The sequence below is a fragment of the Sphingobacterium puteale genome, from assembly GCF_003627955.1.
GTDB classification, from domain to species: Bacteria; Bacteroidota; Bacteroidia; order Sphingobacteriales; family Sphingobacteriaceae; genus Sphingobacterium; species Sphingobacterium puteale.
In genome coordinates this window covers 137,714-156,295 of the sequence record NZ_RBWS01000015.1, presented here as the reverse complement: position 1 = coordinate 156,295, position 18,582 = coordinate 137,714, and the positions used below count along the sequence as shown (strand labels likewise).

Below are 18,582 nucleotides of genomic sequence, written 5' to 3'. Positions count from 1 at the left end.
TGCGACTATAAATTATGCTGATTGATTAGGGCAACTAACGTTTCTACTGTGGTATTGAGCTGATCTATTGTCAGATGAGCCCGAGTATAGTAAGGCTCGCGTTCCGTTAATTTCTCTTCAATAAAAGCCCGTAGTTCTTCCGGTGATTTACCGATCAGAATAGGTCTTTTATGTAATTTTGACTGCGACAGGCGGTCAAATAAGGCTTTTGGAGTCATTTGCAGATAGACCGCATAACCATTGGCTTCGATCCAATCCATATTGTCAAAAAAACAAGGGGCACCGCCCCCCGTGGAGATGACCGCGTAGCTGCCCGCAAATTTACGCAACTGCTCGCGTTCCAGCTTTCGGAATTGTTCTTCACCATGCTGGCCGAAATAGTCGGTAATGCTCATGCCGATCTGTTTCACAATCTCCTCGTCGGTATCGATAAAAGGTAAATCTAATTTGCTGGCCAGCTTTTTTCCCAGTGTGGTTTTTCCACTGCCCATATAGCCAATCAAAAATATAGGTTTAGGCATATTGTATTATTTGTCCTTACTTAAAAAATTGTCTTCAATCGTCTTTGCATCCGGGAAATTATTGTAATGCCATTTGCCCATTACATTCCCCCCTTTTAACAGGATCACACCGGGATTGGCCCGGACCATACTTTTCAATGGAATTAAATCCGCATAATAGATTTCTGCAATCAATTGCATCTTGTCACTCAGGTATTGTGCATCTTTGGAAGCCGAGGCGGTCAGCAGGACAACGCGAAGACCATTGTAATCTTTGGTCATCTGTGTCACCGTCTGATTGATTTTCTGGATGGCATCTATATTGGTCGATGAAAGATCCTTGGCGACGATGATAATGTTATAATAAGGGTTGGCGATGATCTCCTGTGTATGATCAGCACCGTCCGCATCAGTAATCAAAAGGTCTGGAATAGGAATGTCATATCCTTTTTTGACGAGTTTGCTTTCTGGTTCGCCAATGATCTCCCAAGACTCATCCTCCCAGAGTTTATCTGCCATATACACTTTGTCATTCACTTTCTTAGTCTCGCCGGTCTTCTTGTTTTTCATGGTATAGAGCTGTTCAAAGACATCGGCCTGTTTTCCTTCAGGAAGGACCATCAGAGAAGGTAGATTGTTGCCGATCTTATAAGGCAAGAAATCAATAAAAGGGAGATAATTGACCGTATATACTCCTATACCCAAGGAAACAACAGCTGTAATCAATGTGACAACAAATTGATTGCCGGAACCTTTGATAATAGACCGGATCTGTTTGCGATTAAAAAAGATGATCAGGATCAAAGCCAATAACACCAGATCTTTAGAAAAAGATTGCCAAGGGGTCAGTGGTATGGCATCACCAAAACAACCGCAGGAAGTAACGACTTCGAAAAATGCGGAATAGAATGTCAGAAAGGTGAAAAATAGGATCAACAACAGTAGGCCCCAAGCCACCAGATTGGCGTAGACCCCAAACAACAGGAGCGCACCTAATAGGATTTCAAAGCCACAGATCACCACGGCCATGGCCGTAGCATATTCATTGAAGGCAGTCAGGTGGAACACTTCGAAATATTCCTGCAATTTATAGCCGAAGCCGGTAGGATCATTGGCCTTGATAAATCCGGAGAAAATAAAAAGAAGTCCAGTGAAAATGCGGCAAAAACCTAAAAGGTAATTTGTTTTTGTTGTCTGTTGTGCTGTCATCATCCGATTATTGTTGTGCGAGTCCTAACTTAATTAACGCAAAAACTGCGTAGTTGAGCATATCCTGGTAATTGGCATGAATGCCTTCTGAAACGATGGTCTGCCCGTCATTGTCTTCGATCTGTTTGACGCGGTGGATTTTCATTAAGATCAGATCTGTCATCGAAGAAACGCGCATATCACGCCAGGCCTCACCGTAATCATGATTTTTGGCTAGCATGAGGTCCCTTGTTTCGGTTACCTTTTCCGTGTATTTTTGATTGACAAAGGCAGGGTCGAGGTTTTCCTCTCCATCTTCACCAAGATCAATCTGGATCATGGCCATGATGCAATAATTAATGATACCGATATATTCATCCACGACACCTTCACCAACTTTAGATACTTTTTTGACTTCGAGGGTACGTATACGTTGTGCCTTAATATAAATCTGGTCGGTAATGGAGGAAAGGCGCATAATCCGCCATGCCGTACCATAATCTTTTGTTTTTTTTATAAATAAATCTTGGCAGTGCTTGATCACACTGTTATATTCCTGAATAGTATCCATATCGTTTTTGAAAAGAACTTGATGAGACAAGTCGAGATTATAGGACAAATATAATTAGAAAATAGTACTTCTAATGGTCAAATGAATGTACAATTTGCGCTGTTTTGCTAAAATATAAATAAATATTTAAGATATTTCCACGAATAAAAGGTTCGACCGTTGTGGGATAACAATAAATTTGTTACGGGTATGACGAACAAACTTATAAATAAAGGTAACTTTATCTTTGTTTGATATCATGTCCGGCGTTGGCGGTCAACTTTGAACAGAAAGAAAAAAGAAATTCATGAATTTTCAACAACCTATCATTCGCGAGGTAGAGATTATCCGATATGTTCAGCCATTTCGGGAAGGTGGATCTTTGCCTGCGCTGGTCGATGCAGACGATGGCTTTAGTTATGTCATTAAATTCAGAGGAGCAGGGCAGGGCCGTAAGGCACTCATTGCTGAACTCATCGGTGGAGAGCTGGCAAGGCTTTTAAGATTAAGAGTTCCCGAAATTGTCTTTGCATATCTTGATGAATCTTTTGGGCGCTCGGAACCGGATGAGGAAATACAAGACCTGCTCAAATTTAGTGTGGGGAAAAATCTCGGGCTTCATTTTTTGAGTGGGGCGATTACTTTTGATGCCAATGTTGACGTGATCGGCGCAGAAGAGGCTTCAAAAATTGTGTGGCTTGATGCTTTACTGATGAATGTGGACCGTACGGTACGGAACACCAATATGCTGATCTGGCATAAAGAATTATGGCTGATCGACCATGGGGCATCCTTATATTTTCACCACAGTTGGGACAATTGGGAAGAGCAATCGGTCAAACCATTTGTACAGATTAAAGACCATGTGTTGTTAAAAAATGCGAGCGTTGTCGGAAAAATAGATGCTGAATTCAGTTCTATTTTTACGGACGATGTTTTTCGTAAGATATTGGCTGTCGTACCGGACGAATGGTTAGTGGATTCTGAACGCGAACTGACTGCGGCAGATGCCAGAGAAGTGTATGTTTCCTTCTTGAAGCAACGTGTGGCGAATTCGTCAATTTTTGTAAAACAGATAGAAGATGCCAGAAAAAACCTTATATGAATATGCTGTGGTACGATTGGTACCGCGTGTAGAGCGTGAGGAATTTATCAATGTCGGTATTGCGCTCTATTGCCGTAAATATCGTTTTGCCAGGATGGTTTACGCCATAGATGAGCAGAAGGTAAGGGCACTCTGTCCAAAAATTGAACTGGAACTTATTGAAAACCACTTGTCTTCCTTTCAACGGATATGCAATGGAGATAAAGATGCCGGAAAGTTGGCTGCCCTGGATATCACCGAGCGTTTTCGTTGGCTTACTGCCAAACGGAGTACGCTCATCCAATGCTCGGCCTCGCATCCCGGACTATGTGAAGATCCCGAAGCAACATTGCAAAACCTGTTTGACCGCTTAGTGCTTTAAGAAGCATAAGCAGGTTTCTAAATTGCAACTTGCGTTGATGCGAAGAAGAAATGACGTCAATGAGACAGCAATGAGGAGGAAATCTTTAGCTATCCTAAAACTCAAATAAAAATAAAAAGGATTTAATCACATAGTTAAGTGGTAATAGGGCTTAATCTATCAATATTGTATAGTATCTTTGTTTAAGAATAAAGCTCTTGCAGATCAAAGAGAGACATTAAATTTGTATGTTTCTCCATTAGAATTCTATACAATAGAAACTTGAGCTAAGATTGTTTTAATATTTACTTTTGAAGATGCATGATTTTTATCAACATATCTACGAGCAGCAATTAGCTGTTTTAGAAATGCCTTCCAATAAGAAGATCTGCGGCTGGGCTACCAAAATTCTGGATGTGCTTTTTCCGGAGCGAAATTCGGGCGAGATGAAATCGGTGGACGATGTAAAGCTTGCTTTTGGACAATTTGAGCTGGAGCTGGAGCAGCTCCTGAGCAAATCAAAAGCCTGTGGTCATTGCAATCATGCGCAAGTAGCTCATCAGTTTTTTGAACGCATTCCGGCTTTGTATGAACTCATGTGCCAGGATGCTGATGCATTGATGGATGGGGATCCTGCGGCACAGAACAAGCGCGAGGTCGTACGTACCTACCCCGGTTTTTTTGCAATCTGTATTTTCCGGATGGCAAATGAGTTACATCGTCTGGGGGTCCCCCTGATCCCACGGATATTGACTGAGCATGCGCATTCCAAGACAGGAATTGATATTCATCCGGGAGCGACCATCGGTCATCATCTCCACATAGATCATGGGACCGGATTGGTGATTGGGGAAACCTGTACAATCGGAAACTACGTTAAACTCTATCAGGGGGTAACGCTGGGCGCTTTGAGTGTGGATAAGGTGTTGTCAAATGTCAAACGTCATCCAACAATCGAAGACCACGTCATTATTTACTCGGGAGCAACTATTTTGGGGGGTGAAACACGTATCGGCCACCATTCGGTCATCGGAGGTAATGTTTGGCTGACAAGTTCAGTGGAACCGTATACGACTGTGTATCATCAGGCGACCACAAAATTCATTGATTCAAAACCAATCATATAGATACATTATGGGAAATATTATAGATACCATCGGAAATACACCATTGGTGGAGATCACCCAATTTCATACAAATCCAAAAGTACGGATCTTTGCAAAGATGGAAGGGAATAACCCTGCTGGCTCTGTCAAGGACCGTGCAGCCTTAAATATGATCCGTTCGGCCATGGAGCGTGGTGAGATTTCGAAAGAAAGTAAACTTATTGAGGCAACCAGTGGAAATACGGGGATTGCCCTGGCCATGATTGCCGGGATATATGGTTTGAGTCTTGAATTGGTCATGCCTGCGTCTTCTACCCGTGAGCGTACGCTGACCATGGAAGCTTTCGGTGCCAAGGTTACTCTTCTGGAATCAATGGAGATATGCCGCGATTACGCCGAAGCAAAAGCAGCAAATGAAGGTTATTTTATTTTAAATCAATTTGCCAATCCTGATAATTACAAAGCGCATATCAAAACGACTGGACCTGAAATCTGGCGTGACACAGATGGGAAAATCACCCATTTCGTGAGTGCAATGGGTACAACAGGAACGATTATGGGAAATTCCATTTACCTCAAGGAAAAAAATCCGGCAATACAAATTGTCGGTTGTCAGCCTACCCCTGAGTCGTCTATTCCCGGAATCAGACGTTGGCCAGAAGCTTATCTACCGAAAATATTTGATCCGAGCCGCGTGGATCGTGTCATTGATATTTCACAACAGGAAGCAACCGAACTGGCGCGTGAACTGGTGAAACGGGAAGGGGTTTTTGCAGGTATGAGTACAGGCGGAGCATTTGCCGGCGCCCTGAAAATTGCCGATGAAATTGAGGAAGGTGTCATTGTTTTTATTGCATGTGATCGAGGAGACCGTTACCTGAGCTCAGACTTATTCGGTTAGTCCATTCTGAGACAGTAAACTCGTATATAAATTATAGCGCCTGTCATCGTTATACTCCGTTTTCGCGTGATGATGACAGGCATTTTTTTTATTTTTTCTTGTCGTATCTAATCGTCTGAACGGATATTTCCTCTTTGTATGTCGTGTCGTTTTCCATTGGACAGCATAGCTTCAATAAAGTGCCATCTGTTCAGTCTGCTTGTGTCCGATATAGTAACTACCTTAGCATCAGGTTGATGATCTTTGGGTCGAATGTTTAGCGCTAATCCTCCTGTCCGAACGTTAGCAAATTGTTATCCGGATCCAATATGGAAAATTCACGCTGACCCCAAGGTTTTGTCTCCAGTTTGCCATTCGGATGGATAGCAATGTTGCGTGCTAGAAAAGATTGATAGAGTGCATCAATATCATCGGTGCGGATATAGATCATGCCATAATTTTCTTCGGGAGACAGCTCCCTGAATTCAAAAAAATGAATCTCGATCTGATCTTTTTTGATCATCAGATACCCTTCATAATCTTCGGTGCCGCAAGGCATGAACCCTAGCTGGCCTAAGTAAAAATCACTTGTGACAGCTTTGTCGCGCATCGGTAGTTTGGGGTGTGTCGCAGTTAGTCTCATTGTTTTATTTAATTTTTTTGAAGCCTACTGAAATATAAGGGTTATTTTTATTCTTTATGTTAGCTTATACCTATTATTTTTCCGGTTGAGCAAACATAGTGCAATACGTCTCTGGATAATTATCCATTAACGCAATTAATCCGGCTCTCATCTAATGATATTAAATGCTGATTCTTCCATATTTAACTCTGTATAATTTTTAGTTATGACTCATTAGTTTTTGTAGTTTTATTCATGAGTAAAAGTTATTCAATTTTGTGCAAGATCAAACACAGTTATCATGTACAAAAAGATAAACTTTACGATGCGATACAAGCATATGCTCAATAAAAAGATCTCCATCCGGGAAATCATCTTTACTCTCTTACTTATCCTATGTCTGACACCGATCATATCGGCTCCTTTGGCGCTGCTGCTAGGTATTATTGTTGCCCAATGGATCGGACATCCCTTTTTGGCTGTTAATCATAGAGCCACGCAGATGCTGTTACAGCTCTCCGTTGTCGGCTTAGGCTTTGGTATGCATATTGATAATGCTGTTCAGACGGGCAAAGACGGTTTTTTGCTAACAGTTATTTCTATTATCGGAACATTGTTGCTGGGCTATGTATTGGCTGAATTGTTAAAGCTAGAAAAAATGACCGCTTATCTCATCACTGTAGGAACAGCTATTTGCGGCGGGAGTGCCATCGCTGCAGTTTCACCCACAATGGAGGCGAATGAAAAGCAGATCAGTGTAGCGTTGGGAACCATCTTTGTCTTAAATGCTGTTGCCCTATTTGTATTCCCGGTCATCGGTGGTTTCCTGGATCTCTCCCAGACACAATTTGGACTCTGGTGTGCCGTTGCGATACAGGATACGAGTTCGGTGGTTGGTGCGGCAAGTAAGTATGGTTCCGAGGCGCTACAGGTGGCGACAACCGTTAAATTAACACGGGCATTATGGATAATTCCGATTTCGTTGTTGAGCGCCCTTGCCTTTAAAAATAAGGGGACGCGTATCAAGATTCCATATTTTATCGGATTATTTATATTGGCTATTATCCTGAATAGCTATATTCCATTTTTCAGGAGTATGGGAACTTATGTTGTTGAGATCGCTAAAGCCGGACTCACCTTGACGCTCTTTCTGATTGGAGCCAGCCTGTCGAGAGATGTGTTGCTGTCTGTAGGTTGTAAGGCGATCTTGCAGGGGCTGATATTGTGGCTGAGCCTCGCCGTCCCCGTGTTGCTTTATATTTATTTCTGTCTGTAGAAATATAGTGCGCGTCGAATAGCAACAGAAAACCGACTTTAGGAATGTTGGGACTGGTATTTCAGTAAAACCATATCTTTTAACAATTGACCGTTTTCATAGATGGGCTGTTCGTAATTTTCAATAAAAAAATTCGGACGGATACCATATTTAACAAAACCATTGCGTTCGTAGAATCTGATCTGGTCCAGACCGCAATCTGCCGTTCCAACAATCAGATTTGTATATTGCGCAGAATAAGTTTGTTGGATATGACGTAATATTTTACTGCCAAGCCCGCTGTTCTGGTACGCGGGGGTGACGGCGATATTTTTGATTTCCAGGGTTTCACTATCGATGTGGTACAAACAAAATACAGCAATGGGCTGCTGCTGTTCCTCGACAACAAAGACAGCGGAATCAAAAAGATACTTATTGATAGCAGCGACTGTCTCATCTGCCAAAAGCAACAAATCATAAGGATAGTCCTTATGATTTGTGATCTGTTTTATTTCTAAATCAGCTAACATACAAATAGTCTGTCTAAATCCATTAAAATGGATGTTGTTCTGATTGACTTAATTGAAGTGGTATAAAAAGATGACATCCCCCACATAGGCCGGTTTGGCACTATCTTTAATTTTTAAGGTTGCCTCAATGGTTACTTTGACAACTCCCCTGAGGTTGGCAACAGATTTAACGTGTGTATGTAATTGTACTTCATTATCGACCAGCACAGGCTGCGCAAAACGCAGATTTTCGATACCATAATTGATTTCCATTTTGACATTCCGTACTTCGGCAATCTGCTTCCACAAATAAGGAATAAGTGATAATGTCAGATAACCATGTGCAATGGTTGATTTAAACGGACTCTCTGTTTTCGCTCTTTCGCTGTCGAGGTGAATCCATTGGTGGTCTAATGTTGCATCTGCAAACTGGTTAATCTGTTTTTGGTCGATTGTGTGCCATTGAGATTCGCCTAATGACTTTCCTTCAAAGGCTTTGTACTCTTCATAATTGTTAATTATTGTCATATGTTATGTCTTTATCGCTTTTCGTTGGAATTTGATCCGTAGGGTATATACTGGGACATCAAATTTTGGCTAAAGATAACCATTGTCGTTAGCAATCCAAGTATGTCCGTTATTATATGTCTATTCGTTGGGATGATCGTTGCCGCAGCAAAGGCCAATAACCGATGTATTTAATGCGTCTGTCCATAGGATGTGTTGCCGTATGTTTTTTCCACATAAGCTTTAAAATTGTCGAGGATGGCTTGCCAACCGTGGCGTTGCACCTCGATAGGATTTTCAGACTCGGCATCAAAAATAACCTCGATATCCGTAGCAGATTTTTTTGTATTAAAATTGATTGTTACCTGACGGCCATCGGGCATCACATAGGCGATTTTTTTAAAGGGCTCAAGTGCAGTATAGGTTCCTGTAAAATCGAAGCCGACCGAACCGTCCTTTGCTTCCATGCGATTTTTAAATTTTCCCCCGACGCGTAAATCGTTAATTGCGTCCGTGCAATGCCAGTCTTCAGATGCCCGGTTCCATTCCATGATGTCCTCCGCAGAGGTGTAGGCATTCCAGATGGTTTCCACCCGCGCAGCAATATGTGTCTGTATTTTTATCTGCTCCATATTACGTTAATAATTTTTTCTAAAGTAATTACAGTTTCCTTACTAATAACAGGAAAATTTATCTTTTGTTATGTCCTCCACGAGGTAATACTGAATATTCTCCGAAAAAAATGTATAGATGCTGTTGAACCGTTGCTTCGTATGGCAGGACAAACAATCTGTGCAGAGGAGAGAGGGATCTGAAAGGTTTTTGCTAACTTTATGGATATGAATCCTTAAACCCATTTAATATGTCTTCAAAATTTCTTATTGTATTCTTTTTACTCATTTCATCGAACCAAATTTTTGCGCAAAAATACCGTACCATAGAAAATATTAGCTATTGTAAAATTACTGATACCGACGGGTATAAAAAAGAACGTTGCAAGCTCGATCTCTATGTCCCGACCGATCGAAAGAACTTTTCCACGATTGTGTGGTTTCATGGCGGAGGACTGGAAGAAGGGAATAAATTTATTCCTTTGGAACTTAAGGAGAAAGGGCTGGCGGTGGTTGCGGTCAATTATAGACTGAGCCCCAAAGTGAAAGCCCCGGATTATATTGACGATGCTGCTGAAGCTGTAGCCTGGGCCTTTTCACATATTGCATCTTATGGGGGTGATCCGGCGAAGATTTATGTTTCGGGACATTCTGCGGGAGGATATCTGGCGCTAATGGTGGGACTTGATAGCAGTTACCTGCAAAAACTGGGGGTCAGCGCAAATAAAATAAAGGGGCTGATACCGATCAGTGGTCAGACCAATACACATTATACGATCAAAAAGGAACGCGGACAGTCGATGGCAATCCCGCAGATGGATCAATATGCGCCGATATCCTTTGCACGCAAGGACGCACCTGCTACTGTATTGATTACCGGTGATCCACAATTGGAACTTCCAGCTAGATACGAAGAGAATGCGCATCTCGCAGCGATACTAAAACAGGTTGGGCATACCAAAACGTCTTTGTATCAATTGCAGGGCTTTGACCACGGTGGCGTATATAAGCCCGGCTGCCTACTGATGCTTAAATGGATCAAGGAACAGGAGAAATAGATAGGTGTCATTTCGGAGACCGGAAATGAAATCTTATAAATAAAATAAAAAATAGTACAACAGCGATTTGGAAAAAAATTGCGACCTTTATTCCGTAATAGAAGATTTAACCTGACATTTGTAATCGGGTAGCTGAAAAAAGATAAATTTTAATCCGTTATGTGGGTAAAAGTCAACATCCTGTTGGTCATCTGTATATTGGGGCTGTTTTTAGCTCCGAGCCCGGTGTTTGCCTGCCATCTGAGTCCTGAAAAAACCAAGCAGGAGGACAAAAAGTCCTGTTGCTCGGAAAAAGAACCATATGTAAATGCGGCCGATAAGGGTGAAGGTATAAAAGCTACTGACAAAGGTCAAGATTTACATCATGCGCAGAATAGCCGCGATATAAAAGATATCGAAGGAAAGGATTGCTGTAAGGATAAAAGCGAGGATTCACAAACAACACAAGATCACGGTGATGACTGCAGTAAACATTGCGGCGAAAAGTCTTGCCGAACCTCCACGCAGTGTAATCCCATTATTCCTTTTTATGAAGCGGAACTGATCTTACTTTTTGATACGGATCAATTAAAACTATATACCCTGTATAAGCAATCTTTTTGTTCGGATGCTTATTTTTCGATCTGGCAACCACCCAAAATAGCCTAATCGACAATAGCCCATGCTATTCCTTTTGAATCGTTTTCTACATTCAAAATCTCTTTTAGTTATTCAATGAAAATTCCCATTGGCTGACATTATCCGATGCCAGTCAGCAGCTCAATTGCTTTGAAGAGCAGTTTTCATTGGTATTTATTTAATCAAATTTTATTTATCGTGAAATATCCCTATTTGAAAAGTACAAACACAGATCAAATATGCAGGGATTGGAAACGATGTTTAAAGACAAATCAAGCGTAACAAGCGCAAAATATATAATTTAACTATGAAATCAATTTCACTAATTGGTATGGTAAGCCTGGTATTACTGACCAATGTTACAATACATGCACAGATCAAAAATGCGAAAACAGCGACCGTAAAGGTGTTTGGAAATACGCCGGCGGCGAAAGCGGTCATTGAGGGAGAAGGTAAGTCTGGAAAGTCTGCCCAGGTGGAGTGGGACCGGGAAACGAATATGGCGACCATTACCTATGATGCGTCAAAAACAAATGCAGATGAAATCTTAAAACGGATTGCCCTGGCGGGATTTGATAATGAGAAATTTCTGGCTCCGGATGATGTTTATGCACAGTTGCCTAAAGCCGATCAATACGCCAGAACCTTGAAGCCAAAGGCAGAAAGCCAGCCTATGAAAGTCATTTCGCAGGACGGACAACGGAGCATGCCGGCAGCCGATCATTCAGCCCATCAAGCAGCGGCGGAAACGGACGCGGGTAAGGGAAAAGACACACAGTTGACCAATCTGCTCAATCAATACTTCGCTTTAAAAGATGCGCTGGTCAAAACAGATGCATCGGCGGCAGCAAATAAAGCTGCCCTATTGCAGGAGGCGATCAAAGCCGTGAATATGAATAAGCTTGCTCCCGCCGAACATACCGTATGGATGAAAGTGATGGACAACCTGACTACTGACGCCGCTGCCATTACTAAGAGCAAAGATGTGACCAAACAACGTGTGGCATTTGCCTCGCTTTCCCTGAAGCTCTATGAATTGGCCAAAGTGAGTTCTTTCGGGAGTCCTGTCTACTATCAACATTGTCCGATGTTTAATGACGGCAAAGGTGCAAACTGGTTGAGTAAGGAAAAAGCGGTTAAAAACCCCTTCTACGGATCGCAGATGATCACTTGTGGAAGTACAGTTGAAACGCTTAACAAATAGCAGACCCAATGAAATATTTAGTTGCTATTATAGCGGTGTTTGTCTTCTTATTGACGGCATGCACCAATCCACAAAGCAAATCGAAGGCGATACTTATGGAGTCCGAAAAGGATACAATAATGCAGTTGGCAGCTGCTACGAAACAATACAAAAAGGGAGATCTTGTGCCTACTGAAGAGGTGTGCATGGTCAACGATGCTTTTATGGCCAAGAAACAGCTGATGGTTAAACATGAGGGTAGGGTTTATTATGGTTGCTGTGACATGTGTAAGGAACGAATCCCTAACGAAGCCGCTGTTCGTGTTGCTATTGATCCTCTGTCCGGGAAAGAGGTAGATAAGGCCAGTGCCGCAATTGCGATAACTGGTGATCAAGGTGAGGTTTCTTACTTTGAGAACGAAGATAATTATCGGAAGTATGTTGAAAATTTAAATCAATAAATAGATTTAAAATGAAAAGAATCATACGGATTGTAGTTGCAGCAATGACACTTGCTGCCTGCAACAACTCAAAACCGAATCATACGCAGGCCGCACATACGGCGAAGGAAGATTTGTACTGCTGCTTTTAGCTTTGCTCAGTCAGGTGGTGGCTGTAAGCTATAACCGATACCGACGGGAGTTAAATATAGTGACTTTTGTCCTATTGCTTTTGGGAACAATAGGGGCTTTTGCAGCAATCCAGACAGCATCCCATATTTCGGGAGATGCCGATGGAGAAGCCTTTGCTGTGTTTGATATTCACCAGCGTTATGCCTGGCTTACCTTCTGGATGGCGGGAATTACCACAGCTGTTCGGTTCATGTCACTAAGGTGGAGTTCTGTCATCTGGGCAAACTGTTTGATCGTAATTTTGTTGATAAGTTTGTCAGTTGCAGTATGTATCACGGGGCACCATGGCGCATAGCTGGTCTATCAGTATGGTGCGGGACCTAAAAGTAATGGAGTTTTAATTAAGTAATTGCATGAAAATGAGTAATAAGAGAAATATATTAATAATTGTTTTACTATTGATGATACAGACTGCTGTGTTAGCACAGAAGGTGGTACGTCACGAACTGTATGTTCGGGACACCATTGTGAACTATGCAGGCAAAGCAAAACGTGCCATTGCCGTAAATGGACAGATCCCTATGCCAACCTTGACATTTACCGAGGGAGACACCGCGGAAATTGTGGTTCATAATGAACTGAAAGAGAGTACTTCCCTACACTGGCACGGTATCTTTCTGCCGAACAAAGAGGACGGCGTACCGCATCTGACACAGGAACCTATCAAGCCTAATTCAACCTATACCTATCGTTTCCCGATCATCCAGCATGGAACACACTGGTATCATTCGCACTCGGGTTTGCAGGAACAGATCGGTATGTACGGTAGTCTTATTCTGAACAAACGGGGCGATGACAAGACTTTTCGCAAAGGGATAGATGACTTACCTACTATTCCGGTCATCATAAGCGAGTGGACAAATTATAATCCGGATAATATTCAGCGGATGCTGCATACGGGAAATGACTGGGCAGCCATTAAAAAAGGGGCGACACAATCTTACGCGGAGGCGATCAAAGAGGGGAAATTTGGAACGAAAATCACCAATGAGTGGAAGCGTCAGCTCGCCATGGATGTCAGTGATGTGTACTACGACAAGATTCTGTTGAATGGTGCCCATTCCACGGATCTAAAGGAAGTGGACGGCAAAGTATTGAAGGCGGGAGATAAAGTGCGTTTACGGATTTCCAATGGTGGCGCTTCATCCTATTTTTGGTTGCGCTACGCCGGTGGAAAAATTACCGTGGTCGCTAATGATGGGAATGATGTGGTACCTGTGGAGGTGGATAGGCTAATGATCGCCGTATCGGAGACCTATGATGTCGTGGTGACGATCCCGAATGCGGGAACAGCCTACGAATTTATGGCGACAACGGAGGATCGGACCCAATCGGCAAGTTATTTTGTTGGTAATGGCATCAAGCAATTGATTTCACCACTCCCTCGTCTCAAATATTTTGAGGGAATGAAGATGATGAATGACATGATGAAGATGGATGGTAATCTGAATGATATGGGCATGAATATGAGCCTGAATCAGATGGATATGAATGTGGTCATGTATTCTGAAATTACCGGAGATGGAAAGAAAAAGGAAGATCACAGCAAGCATAGAGGTATGGATCATGGGAAGATGAAGGCCGATGAGGATCCAAACCGTTACAATGCGAATGCACTGGGTGATATCGTCACATTGAATTATGCGATGCTGGAATCTCCCCATGAGACCGAATTGCCGAAGAATGCTCCCGTGCGGAACCTTAAGTTTACGCTTACGGGAAACATGAACCGCTATGTGTGGAGCATGGATAACAAGATCCTTTCGGAAACGGATAAGATCCCGGTGAAAAAAGGGGAGGTGTTACGGATTACCATCTACAACAACTCGATGATGCGCCACCCGATCCACTTGCATGGCTTTGACTTTAGACTGCTAAATGGTAAAGGGACAAAGGCTCCGCTGAAAAATGTGGTCGATATCATGCCAATGGAAACAGATACCATAGAATTTTTGGCAAATGAAGAAGGTGATTGGTTTTTTCATTGCCATATCTTATACCATATGATGGCCGGAATGAACCGGGTATTTGCTGTGGATGACTATAAAAATCCATATCTACCCGATAAAGCCAAAGCATATAAGGAGCTGCAACATGAAAGCAATATGACGCATTTTATGGCGCAGAATGATTTTGCGACCAACGGAAATGATGGCCAGGCGATGTTCCAGAATGCGCGCTGGCAACTGGGATCGGAATGGCGATTGGGTTACAACGATATGCATGGTTATGAGGTGGAGACACACTTGGGACGATTTTTCGGAAAGATGCAGTGGTTTATGCCTTTTGTAGGCTTTGATTACCGCTACCGTCGGATGGGTGAAGACGAACATGAAAAAAACATCTTTGGTCAGGCCAATAAAAAAGATAGCCGCAAGGCGGTGAGTCTAGGTTTTATGTATACACTGCCGATGCTGGTAAATTTTCAGGCCGAAGTATATCATGACGGTATTGTCCGATTGCAAATGATGCGTGAGGATATCCCGATATCCCGTAGAATACGTGGTGATTTTATGGTCAACTCGGACCTTGAATATATGGCAGGGCTGAATTATGTCATTACAAAAAATATGGCTTTCAGAACGCATTATGACAGCGATATGGGATTTGGTGTAGGACTATCGTTGAATTATTAACGAACGATTTTATTTTTCTCTTTTACAGGCTAATAAAGGGGCAAGCGGGGATTATCTCCTTCAATAACATAGGTCTGATTGTGAAATTATTCGGACTTTTATATGCTTTCATCCGAATGAGGTCCGTATGGAGCACGGACAATGTTCCTATTAGCTCCCTGTTAATATACTTATTGAGATGAATTTTTAGACCTCTTGTTTCTCCGGAAGTCCAACGTTTTTAAGCAGATGTTTTCCATAATGGAAAGTACAAAAGAAAGCGCTAGAAATTTAACGATTTCTGGCGCTTTTTATATTGCTCAGGGACTTTTGACCGACGCTGTTTTGATTGTTAGATCATCCACTTAAAGATGCTCGCTCCCCAGGAAAAGCCTGCTCCGAAAGCAGTCAGCATCACTAAGTCTCCAGTATTCAGTTTTTTAATATTCTGCCAGATACACAAAGGGATTGTCGCTGCTATGGTATTACCTAGATATTCGATATTACTAAGTGCTCTATCTTCAGGGATATTAAGACTGCGGCCAACGGCATCGATGATACGTTGGTTGGCTTGATGTGGAATCAACCAGTTTATATCCTCAATTTGTAAGTTATTACGCTGTAAAACGGTATTACAAGCATCACTCATGGACTGAACAGCATGTTTGAAAACTGTTTTGCCGTCTTGCTTGAGAAAGCGGTTGTCGTTTACAGGAAGATTACTGTCAATCGGGTAGAGTGAACCACCGGCCTCGATTTTCAAAAACTCACGTCCAGCGCCATTGCTACGCAAGTAGGCATCCATGACGCCCCCTTCAAGTGAAGGTTCGAGCCATATAACTCCAGCGCCATCGCCGAAAAGAATATTGGTGGAACGATCTTTTAGATCGACATAGGTACTGATGTTATCTGCGCCGACAACAAGAATATTTTTGTAACGTTGTGTCTCCACAAGTGACGACGCCATATCCAGTGCATAGAGAAAACCTGAACAAGCTGCATTGACATCAAAAGCCCATACGTTGGACAATCCCAATTTTTCGAGAATAATATTTGCCGTAGCTGGCATAGGCATATCTGGTGTTGAAGTTGCGACAATAAGCGCATCGACATCCCGAAGGTCTTTATTGTATTGCTTTGCTAAATCCTGAATGGCTTTGACCGCCATGTCCGATGTGGCAAGATTTTCATCCAATATCCTTCGCTCCTTAATTCCCGTACGTTTGATAATCCATTCATCGGAGGTCTCGCAAAACTGCTCTAAATCGGTATTGGATCTTCTGTTTGGTGGAATATATCCTCCAACCCCAGTTATTGCTGCATACGGCCTGCTCGGTATTCTTTCAGTCATAAAATAATGTACTCTTTTCTCTCTTTTTATACAGCCAGATCTAACAAATTAGACAGGGTGTAATTTTGCGCCGTAAAACTACGGTTAATTTGTACAATTAAAAGCGGAAAAGATAGGTTTTTGACAAAATAATTACGTTTTGTGGCAAAATTAACCGTTTTTAACCTTTAGTCTATACTATTCTTTTAATTGGTCTTAATGGAGCGAAATTATATGTTGTTTGTTTCGTGTTTGCCGAAATATTAATCTTTTTGTTCTTTTCAGAATAAGGAAACGGTCTATCTGTTTTTGATACATTGAGAGCATTTTATGTCGAAATTCGGGCAAGCTGGAGGAGATCGGCTAAGATCTGGATTCCATCTTCGATCTGTTCTTCGGAAAGTGAACCATACCCTAGGCGCAAGCCTCCATAGCAATTGTCTTTATGGTAATTGTCGGGGTGGGGGATATGAATTGATTTTTCTTTCAGCTTTTTGAACAATAATGTCCAGTTTACCTGATGTCTGAATTCAAGCCAGACAGCCAATCCGCCTCGAGGAGGTTGATAACTGATATGCTCCGATAGATGCAGGTCCAGCTGTTTGACCATAAAGTCGCGCTTGTTCCTGTAATAGTTGGTGGCTTTGCGGATGTGTCTTCTAACGGTACCATCCTGGATAAGTTCCAGAACTGCCTGCTCCATGATATTATCTCCCTGTATATCGACCATATAGCGCAGTTGCGCGATAGCCTGCAAAAGATGTTCATCTTTGCTGACCAGATAACCTATGCGAAGTGCGGGGGCGACCACTTTGCTCAATGTCCCGATGTAGATCGAGCTTTGTAGTTCGGTATCAGCAGCCAGCGGGTAACATGGCGTATGGTCGAAGTGAAATTCGTAGTCATAATCATCCTCGATAAGCGTAAATCCATACCGATTGGACAGTTGAATCAGCTCGGATCTACGTGCCTGACTTAATGTAGCCGTAGTCGGGTACTGCCGATGTGGTGTAAGGTATGCTGCCTTAATATTTTTGTTTTCTTTGAGATGGGGGATCATTTCCTCAACAAGAATTCCATCCTGGTCGACAGGGATTTCTATGAGTTGTGCGCCAGTATGCTCAAAAATCTTCCAGGCTGAATGATAACCAGGAGATTCAACGAAGATAAAATCGTCCTTTTTCAATAGGCATTGAGCAACGAGGTACATAGCCATTTGGCTACCACGGCTGATGCATAGGTTGTCCAGCGTAATATTCATATTACGCTCCTGATTGAGCATATCCGCGATCGCCTGCCTGAAATCAATATGTCCTCTCGGATCAGCATACCCCATCATTTTCCATCGGGCACTCCGTTTAAAAATCTGCCGATAGGCACGTCCAAGCTGATCTATGGGTGCGATTTTACTATCCGGATTACCATCATCAAAGATAATACGCAGTGGTACTGAGGCCTGTGGTTCAGTGATGCTGTGCGCTGTGTATTCGGTTGTGGCAATTAATTGTGGAAGCTGCTGGGCAACGAAAATTCCACGGCGTTGCTCACTCACTACCCAGCCTTCACTCAGAAGCTGCTGGAACGCTTCAACAACCGTATTGCGGTTTAGTTTTAATTGTGCCGCGAGTGCCCTGCTGCTGGGCAGCGCTGTTCCGCGGGTTAATCTGCCCGACTGTATATCCGCAGCAATACTATCTGCTAGCTGTAAGTAAATCGCCTTTGGGGAAGATCGGTCAATCTCCATTGTCAAATTCCAGGGTCTGAGCATGATCAATTATATCGGGTAATTCACCCAAAGATACAATTGTTCTGCAAGATTGAAACCTCTTACAGTGATCCGAGCGCATTTGTTGTTCATGCATTCGACTTGTGATGAGTAGCTTGCATTCGCTATCCGAGACTGGACTATTGACTTTAAATTGATACTGGACCACCTCTAAGGGGAGATTTAATCTGATTTTTGGGGTAAACCA

At 42.5% G+C, this 18,582-nt stretch carries 20 protein-coding genes; 11 read left to right on the top strand and 9 right to left on the bottom strand.

Features of this window, described 5'->3' with window-relative positions:
- Window positions 1-5: 5 nt before the first annotated feature.
- The 3 genes from D7322_RS19380 to D7322_RS19370 are packed head-to-tail and all read right to left on the bottom strand — an operon-like array spanning window position 6 to window position 2,259.
- Entirely contained in the window at window positions 6-521 is a 516-nt protein-coding gene (locus D7322_RS19380) for a shikimate kinase (protein WP_121125887.1), read from the bottom strand.
- Between the two features lie 6 nt (window positions 522-527).
- On the bottom strand, window positions 528-1,712 hold the full coding sequence (locus D7322_RS19375) for a BT_3928 family protein (RefSeq protein ID WP_317125735.1): 1,185 nt from the start codon (window positions 1,710-1,712) through the stop codon (window positions 528-530).
- Between the two features lie 4 nt (window positions 1,713-1,716).
- Complete coding sequence (locus D7322_RS19370) at window positions 1,717-2,259, bottom strand: DUF1599 domain-containing protein (RefSeq protein ID WP_077438693.1); 543 nt, start codon at window positions 2,257-2,259, stop codon at window positions 1,717-1,719.
- A 286-nt stretch (window positions 2,260-2,545) separates the two neighbouring features.
- On the opposite strand from D7322_RS19370, the gene D7322_RS19365 reads away from it, so the two are divergent.
- The 4 genes from D7322_RS19365 (at window position 2,546) to cysM (ending at window position 5,690) form a co-directional block, all read left to right on the top strand.
- Window positions 2,546-3,343, top strand: a complete 798-nt coding sequence (locus D7322_RS19365) for a HipA family kinase (protein ID WP_121125886.1) — start codon at window positions 2,546-2,548, stop codon at window positions 3,341-3,343.
- The gene (locus tag D7322_RS19360) at window positions 3,321-3,704 is read left to right on the top strand and encodes a DUF3037 domain-containing protein (RefSeq protein ID WP_121125885.1); all 384 of its coding nucleotides are present in this window, start codon (window positions 3,321-3,323) and stop codon (window positions 3,702-3,704) included. Before D7322_RS19365 ends, D7322_RS19360 begins: the two co-directional genes overlap by 23 nt.
- Window positions 3,705-4,000: 296 nt before the next feature.
- A complete protein-coding gene (locus D7322_RS19355) occupies window positions 4,001-4,810 on the top strand; it encodes a serine O-acetyltransferase (RefSeq protein ID WP_121125884.1) in 810 nt (269 codons plus the stop codon).
- Between the two features lie 7 nt (window positions 4,811-4,817).
- Complete coding sequence (gene cysM / locus D7322_RS19350; RefSeq protein WP_121125883.1) at window positions 4,818-5,690, top strand: cysteine synthase CysM; 873 nt, start codon at window positions 4,818-4,820, stop codon at window positions 5,688-5,690.
- A 262-nt stretch (window positions 5,691-5,952) separates the two neighbouring features.
- Here the strand turns inward: cysM and D7322_RS19345 are convergent, their stop codons facing one another.
- Entirely contained in the window at window positions 5,953-6,312 is a 360-nt protein-coding gene (locus D7322_RS19345) for a bleomycin resistance protein (protein WP_121125882.1), read from the bottom strand.
- Window positions 6,313-6,592: 280 nt separating this feature from the next.
- Here D7322_RS19345 and D7322_RS19340 point away from each other — a divergent pair, with 280 nt between their 5' ends.
- Window positions 6,593-7,567, top strand: a complete 975-nt coding sequence (locus tag D7322_RS19340) for a YeiH family protein (RefSeq protein WP_183078770.1) — start codon at window positions 6,593-6,595, stop codon at window positions 7,565-7,567.
- Between the two features lie 38 nt (window positions 7,568-7,605).
- Here D7322_RS19340 and D7322_RS19335 read toward each other — a convergent pair whose 3' ends face one another.
- The 3 genes from D7322_RS19335 to D7322_RS19325 all read right to left on the bottom strand — a co-directional run bounded on the left by D7322_RS19335 (window position 7,606) and on the right by D7322_RS19325 (window position 9,194).
- Window positions 7,606-8,076 (bottom strand): GNAT family N-acetyltransferase, encoded by a 471-nt coding sequence (locus tag D7322_RS19335; protein ID WP_121125881.1) that lies wholly within the window; start codon window positions 8,074-8,076, stop codon window positions 7,606-7,608.
- A gap of 48 nt (window positions 8,077-8,124) precedes the next feature.
- On the bottom strand, window positions 8,125-8,583 hold the full coding sequence (locus D7322_RS19330; protein ID WP_104384189.1) for a MaoC family dehydratase: 459 nt from the start codon (window positions 8,581-8,583) through the stop codon (window positions 8,125-8,127).
- A gap of 170 nt (window positions 8,584-8,753) precedes the next feature.
- Window positions 8,754-9,194, bottom strand: a complete 441-nt coding sequence (locus D7322_RS19325; RefSeq protein ID WP_121125880.1) for an SRPBCC domain-containing protein — start codon at window positions 9,192-9,194, stop codon at window positions 8,754-8,756.
- Between the two features lie 230 nt (window positions 9,195-9,424).
- On the opposite strand from D7322_RS19325, the gene D7322_RS19320 reads away from it, so the two are divergent.
- The 6 genes from D7322_RS19320 (at window position 9,425) to D7322_RS19295 (ending at window position 15,300) form a co-directional block, all read left to right on the top strand.
- Complete coding sequence (locus D7322_RS19320; RefSeq protein WP_121125879.1) at window positions 9,425-10,231, top strand: alpha/beta hydrolase; 807 nt, start codon at window positions 9,425-9,427, stop codon at window positions 10,229-10,231.
- 159 nt (window positions 10,232-10,390) lie between these two features.
- On the top strand, window positions 10,391-10,879 hold the full coding sequence (locus tag D7322_RS19315) for a hypothetical protein (RefSeq protein WP_121125878.1): 489 nt from the start codon (window positions 10,391-10,393) through the stop codon (window positions 10,877-10,879).
- Window positions 10,880-11,156: 277 nt separating this feature from the next.
- Window positions 11,157-12,053, top strand: a complete 897-nt coding sequence (locus D7322_RS19310) for a DUF3347 domain-containing protein (protein ID WP_121125877.1) — start codon at window positions 11,157-11,159, stop codon at window positions 12,051-12,053.
- A gap of 8 nt (window positions 12,054-12,061) precedes the next feature.
- A complete protein-coding gene (locus D7322_RS19305) occupies window positions 12,062-12,493 on the top strand; it encodes a hypothetical protein (protein WP_121125876.1) in 432 nt (143 codons plus the stop codon).
- Between the two features lie 190 nt (window positions 12,494-12,683).
- A complete protein-coding gene (locus D7322_RS19300; RefSeq protein ID WP_220700122.1) occupies window positions 12,684-12,959 on the top strand; it encodes a hypothetical protein in 276 nt (91 codons plus the stop codon).
- 106 nt (window positions 12,960-13,065) lie between these two features.
- Window positions 13,066-15,300, top strand: coding sequence for a multicopper oxidase family protein (locus tag D7322_RS19295; protein WP_245971385.1), 2,235 nt, complete (start codon window positions 13,066-13,068; stop codon window positions 15,298-15,300).
- Between the two features lie 331 nt (window positions 15,301-15,631).
- Here D7322_RS19295 and D7322_RS19290 read toward each other — a convergent pair whose 3' ends face one another.
- Together D7322_RS19290 and pdxR are read right to left on the bottom strand one after the other, a co-directional pair.
- Complete coding sequence (locus D7322_RS19290; RefSeq protein WP_121125874.1) at window positions 15,632-16,630, bottom strand: beta-ketoacyl-ACP synthase III; 999 nt, start codon at window positions 16,628-16,630, stop codon at window positions 15,632-15,634.
- 307 nt (window positions 16,631-16,937) lie between these two features.
- Window positions 16,938-18,377: a MocR-like pyridoxine biosynthesis transcription factor PdxR gene (pdxR, locus tag D7322_RS19285; RefSeq protein ID WP_121125873.1), complete on the bottom strand. Its 1,440-nt coding sequence runs from the start codon at window positions 18,375-18,377 to the stop codon at window positions 16,938-16,940.
- Window positions 18,378-18,582 lie beyond the last annotated feature (205 nt).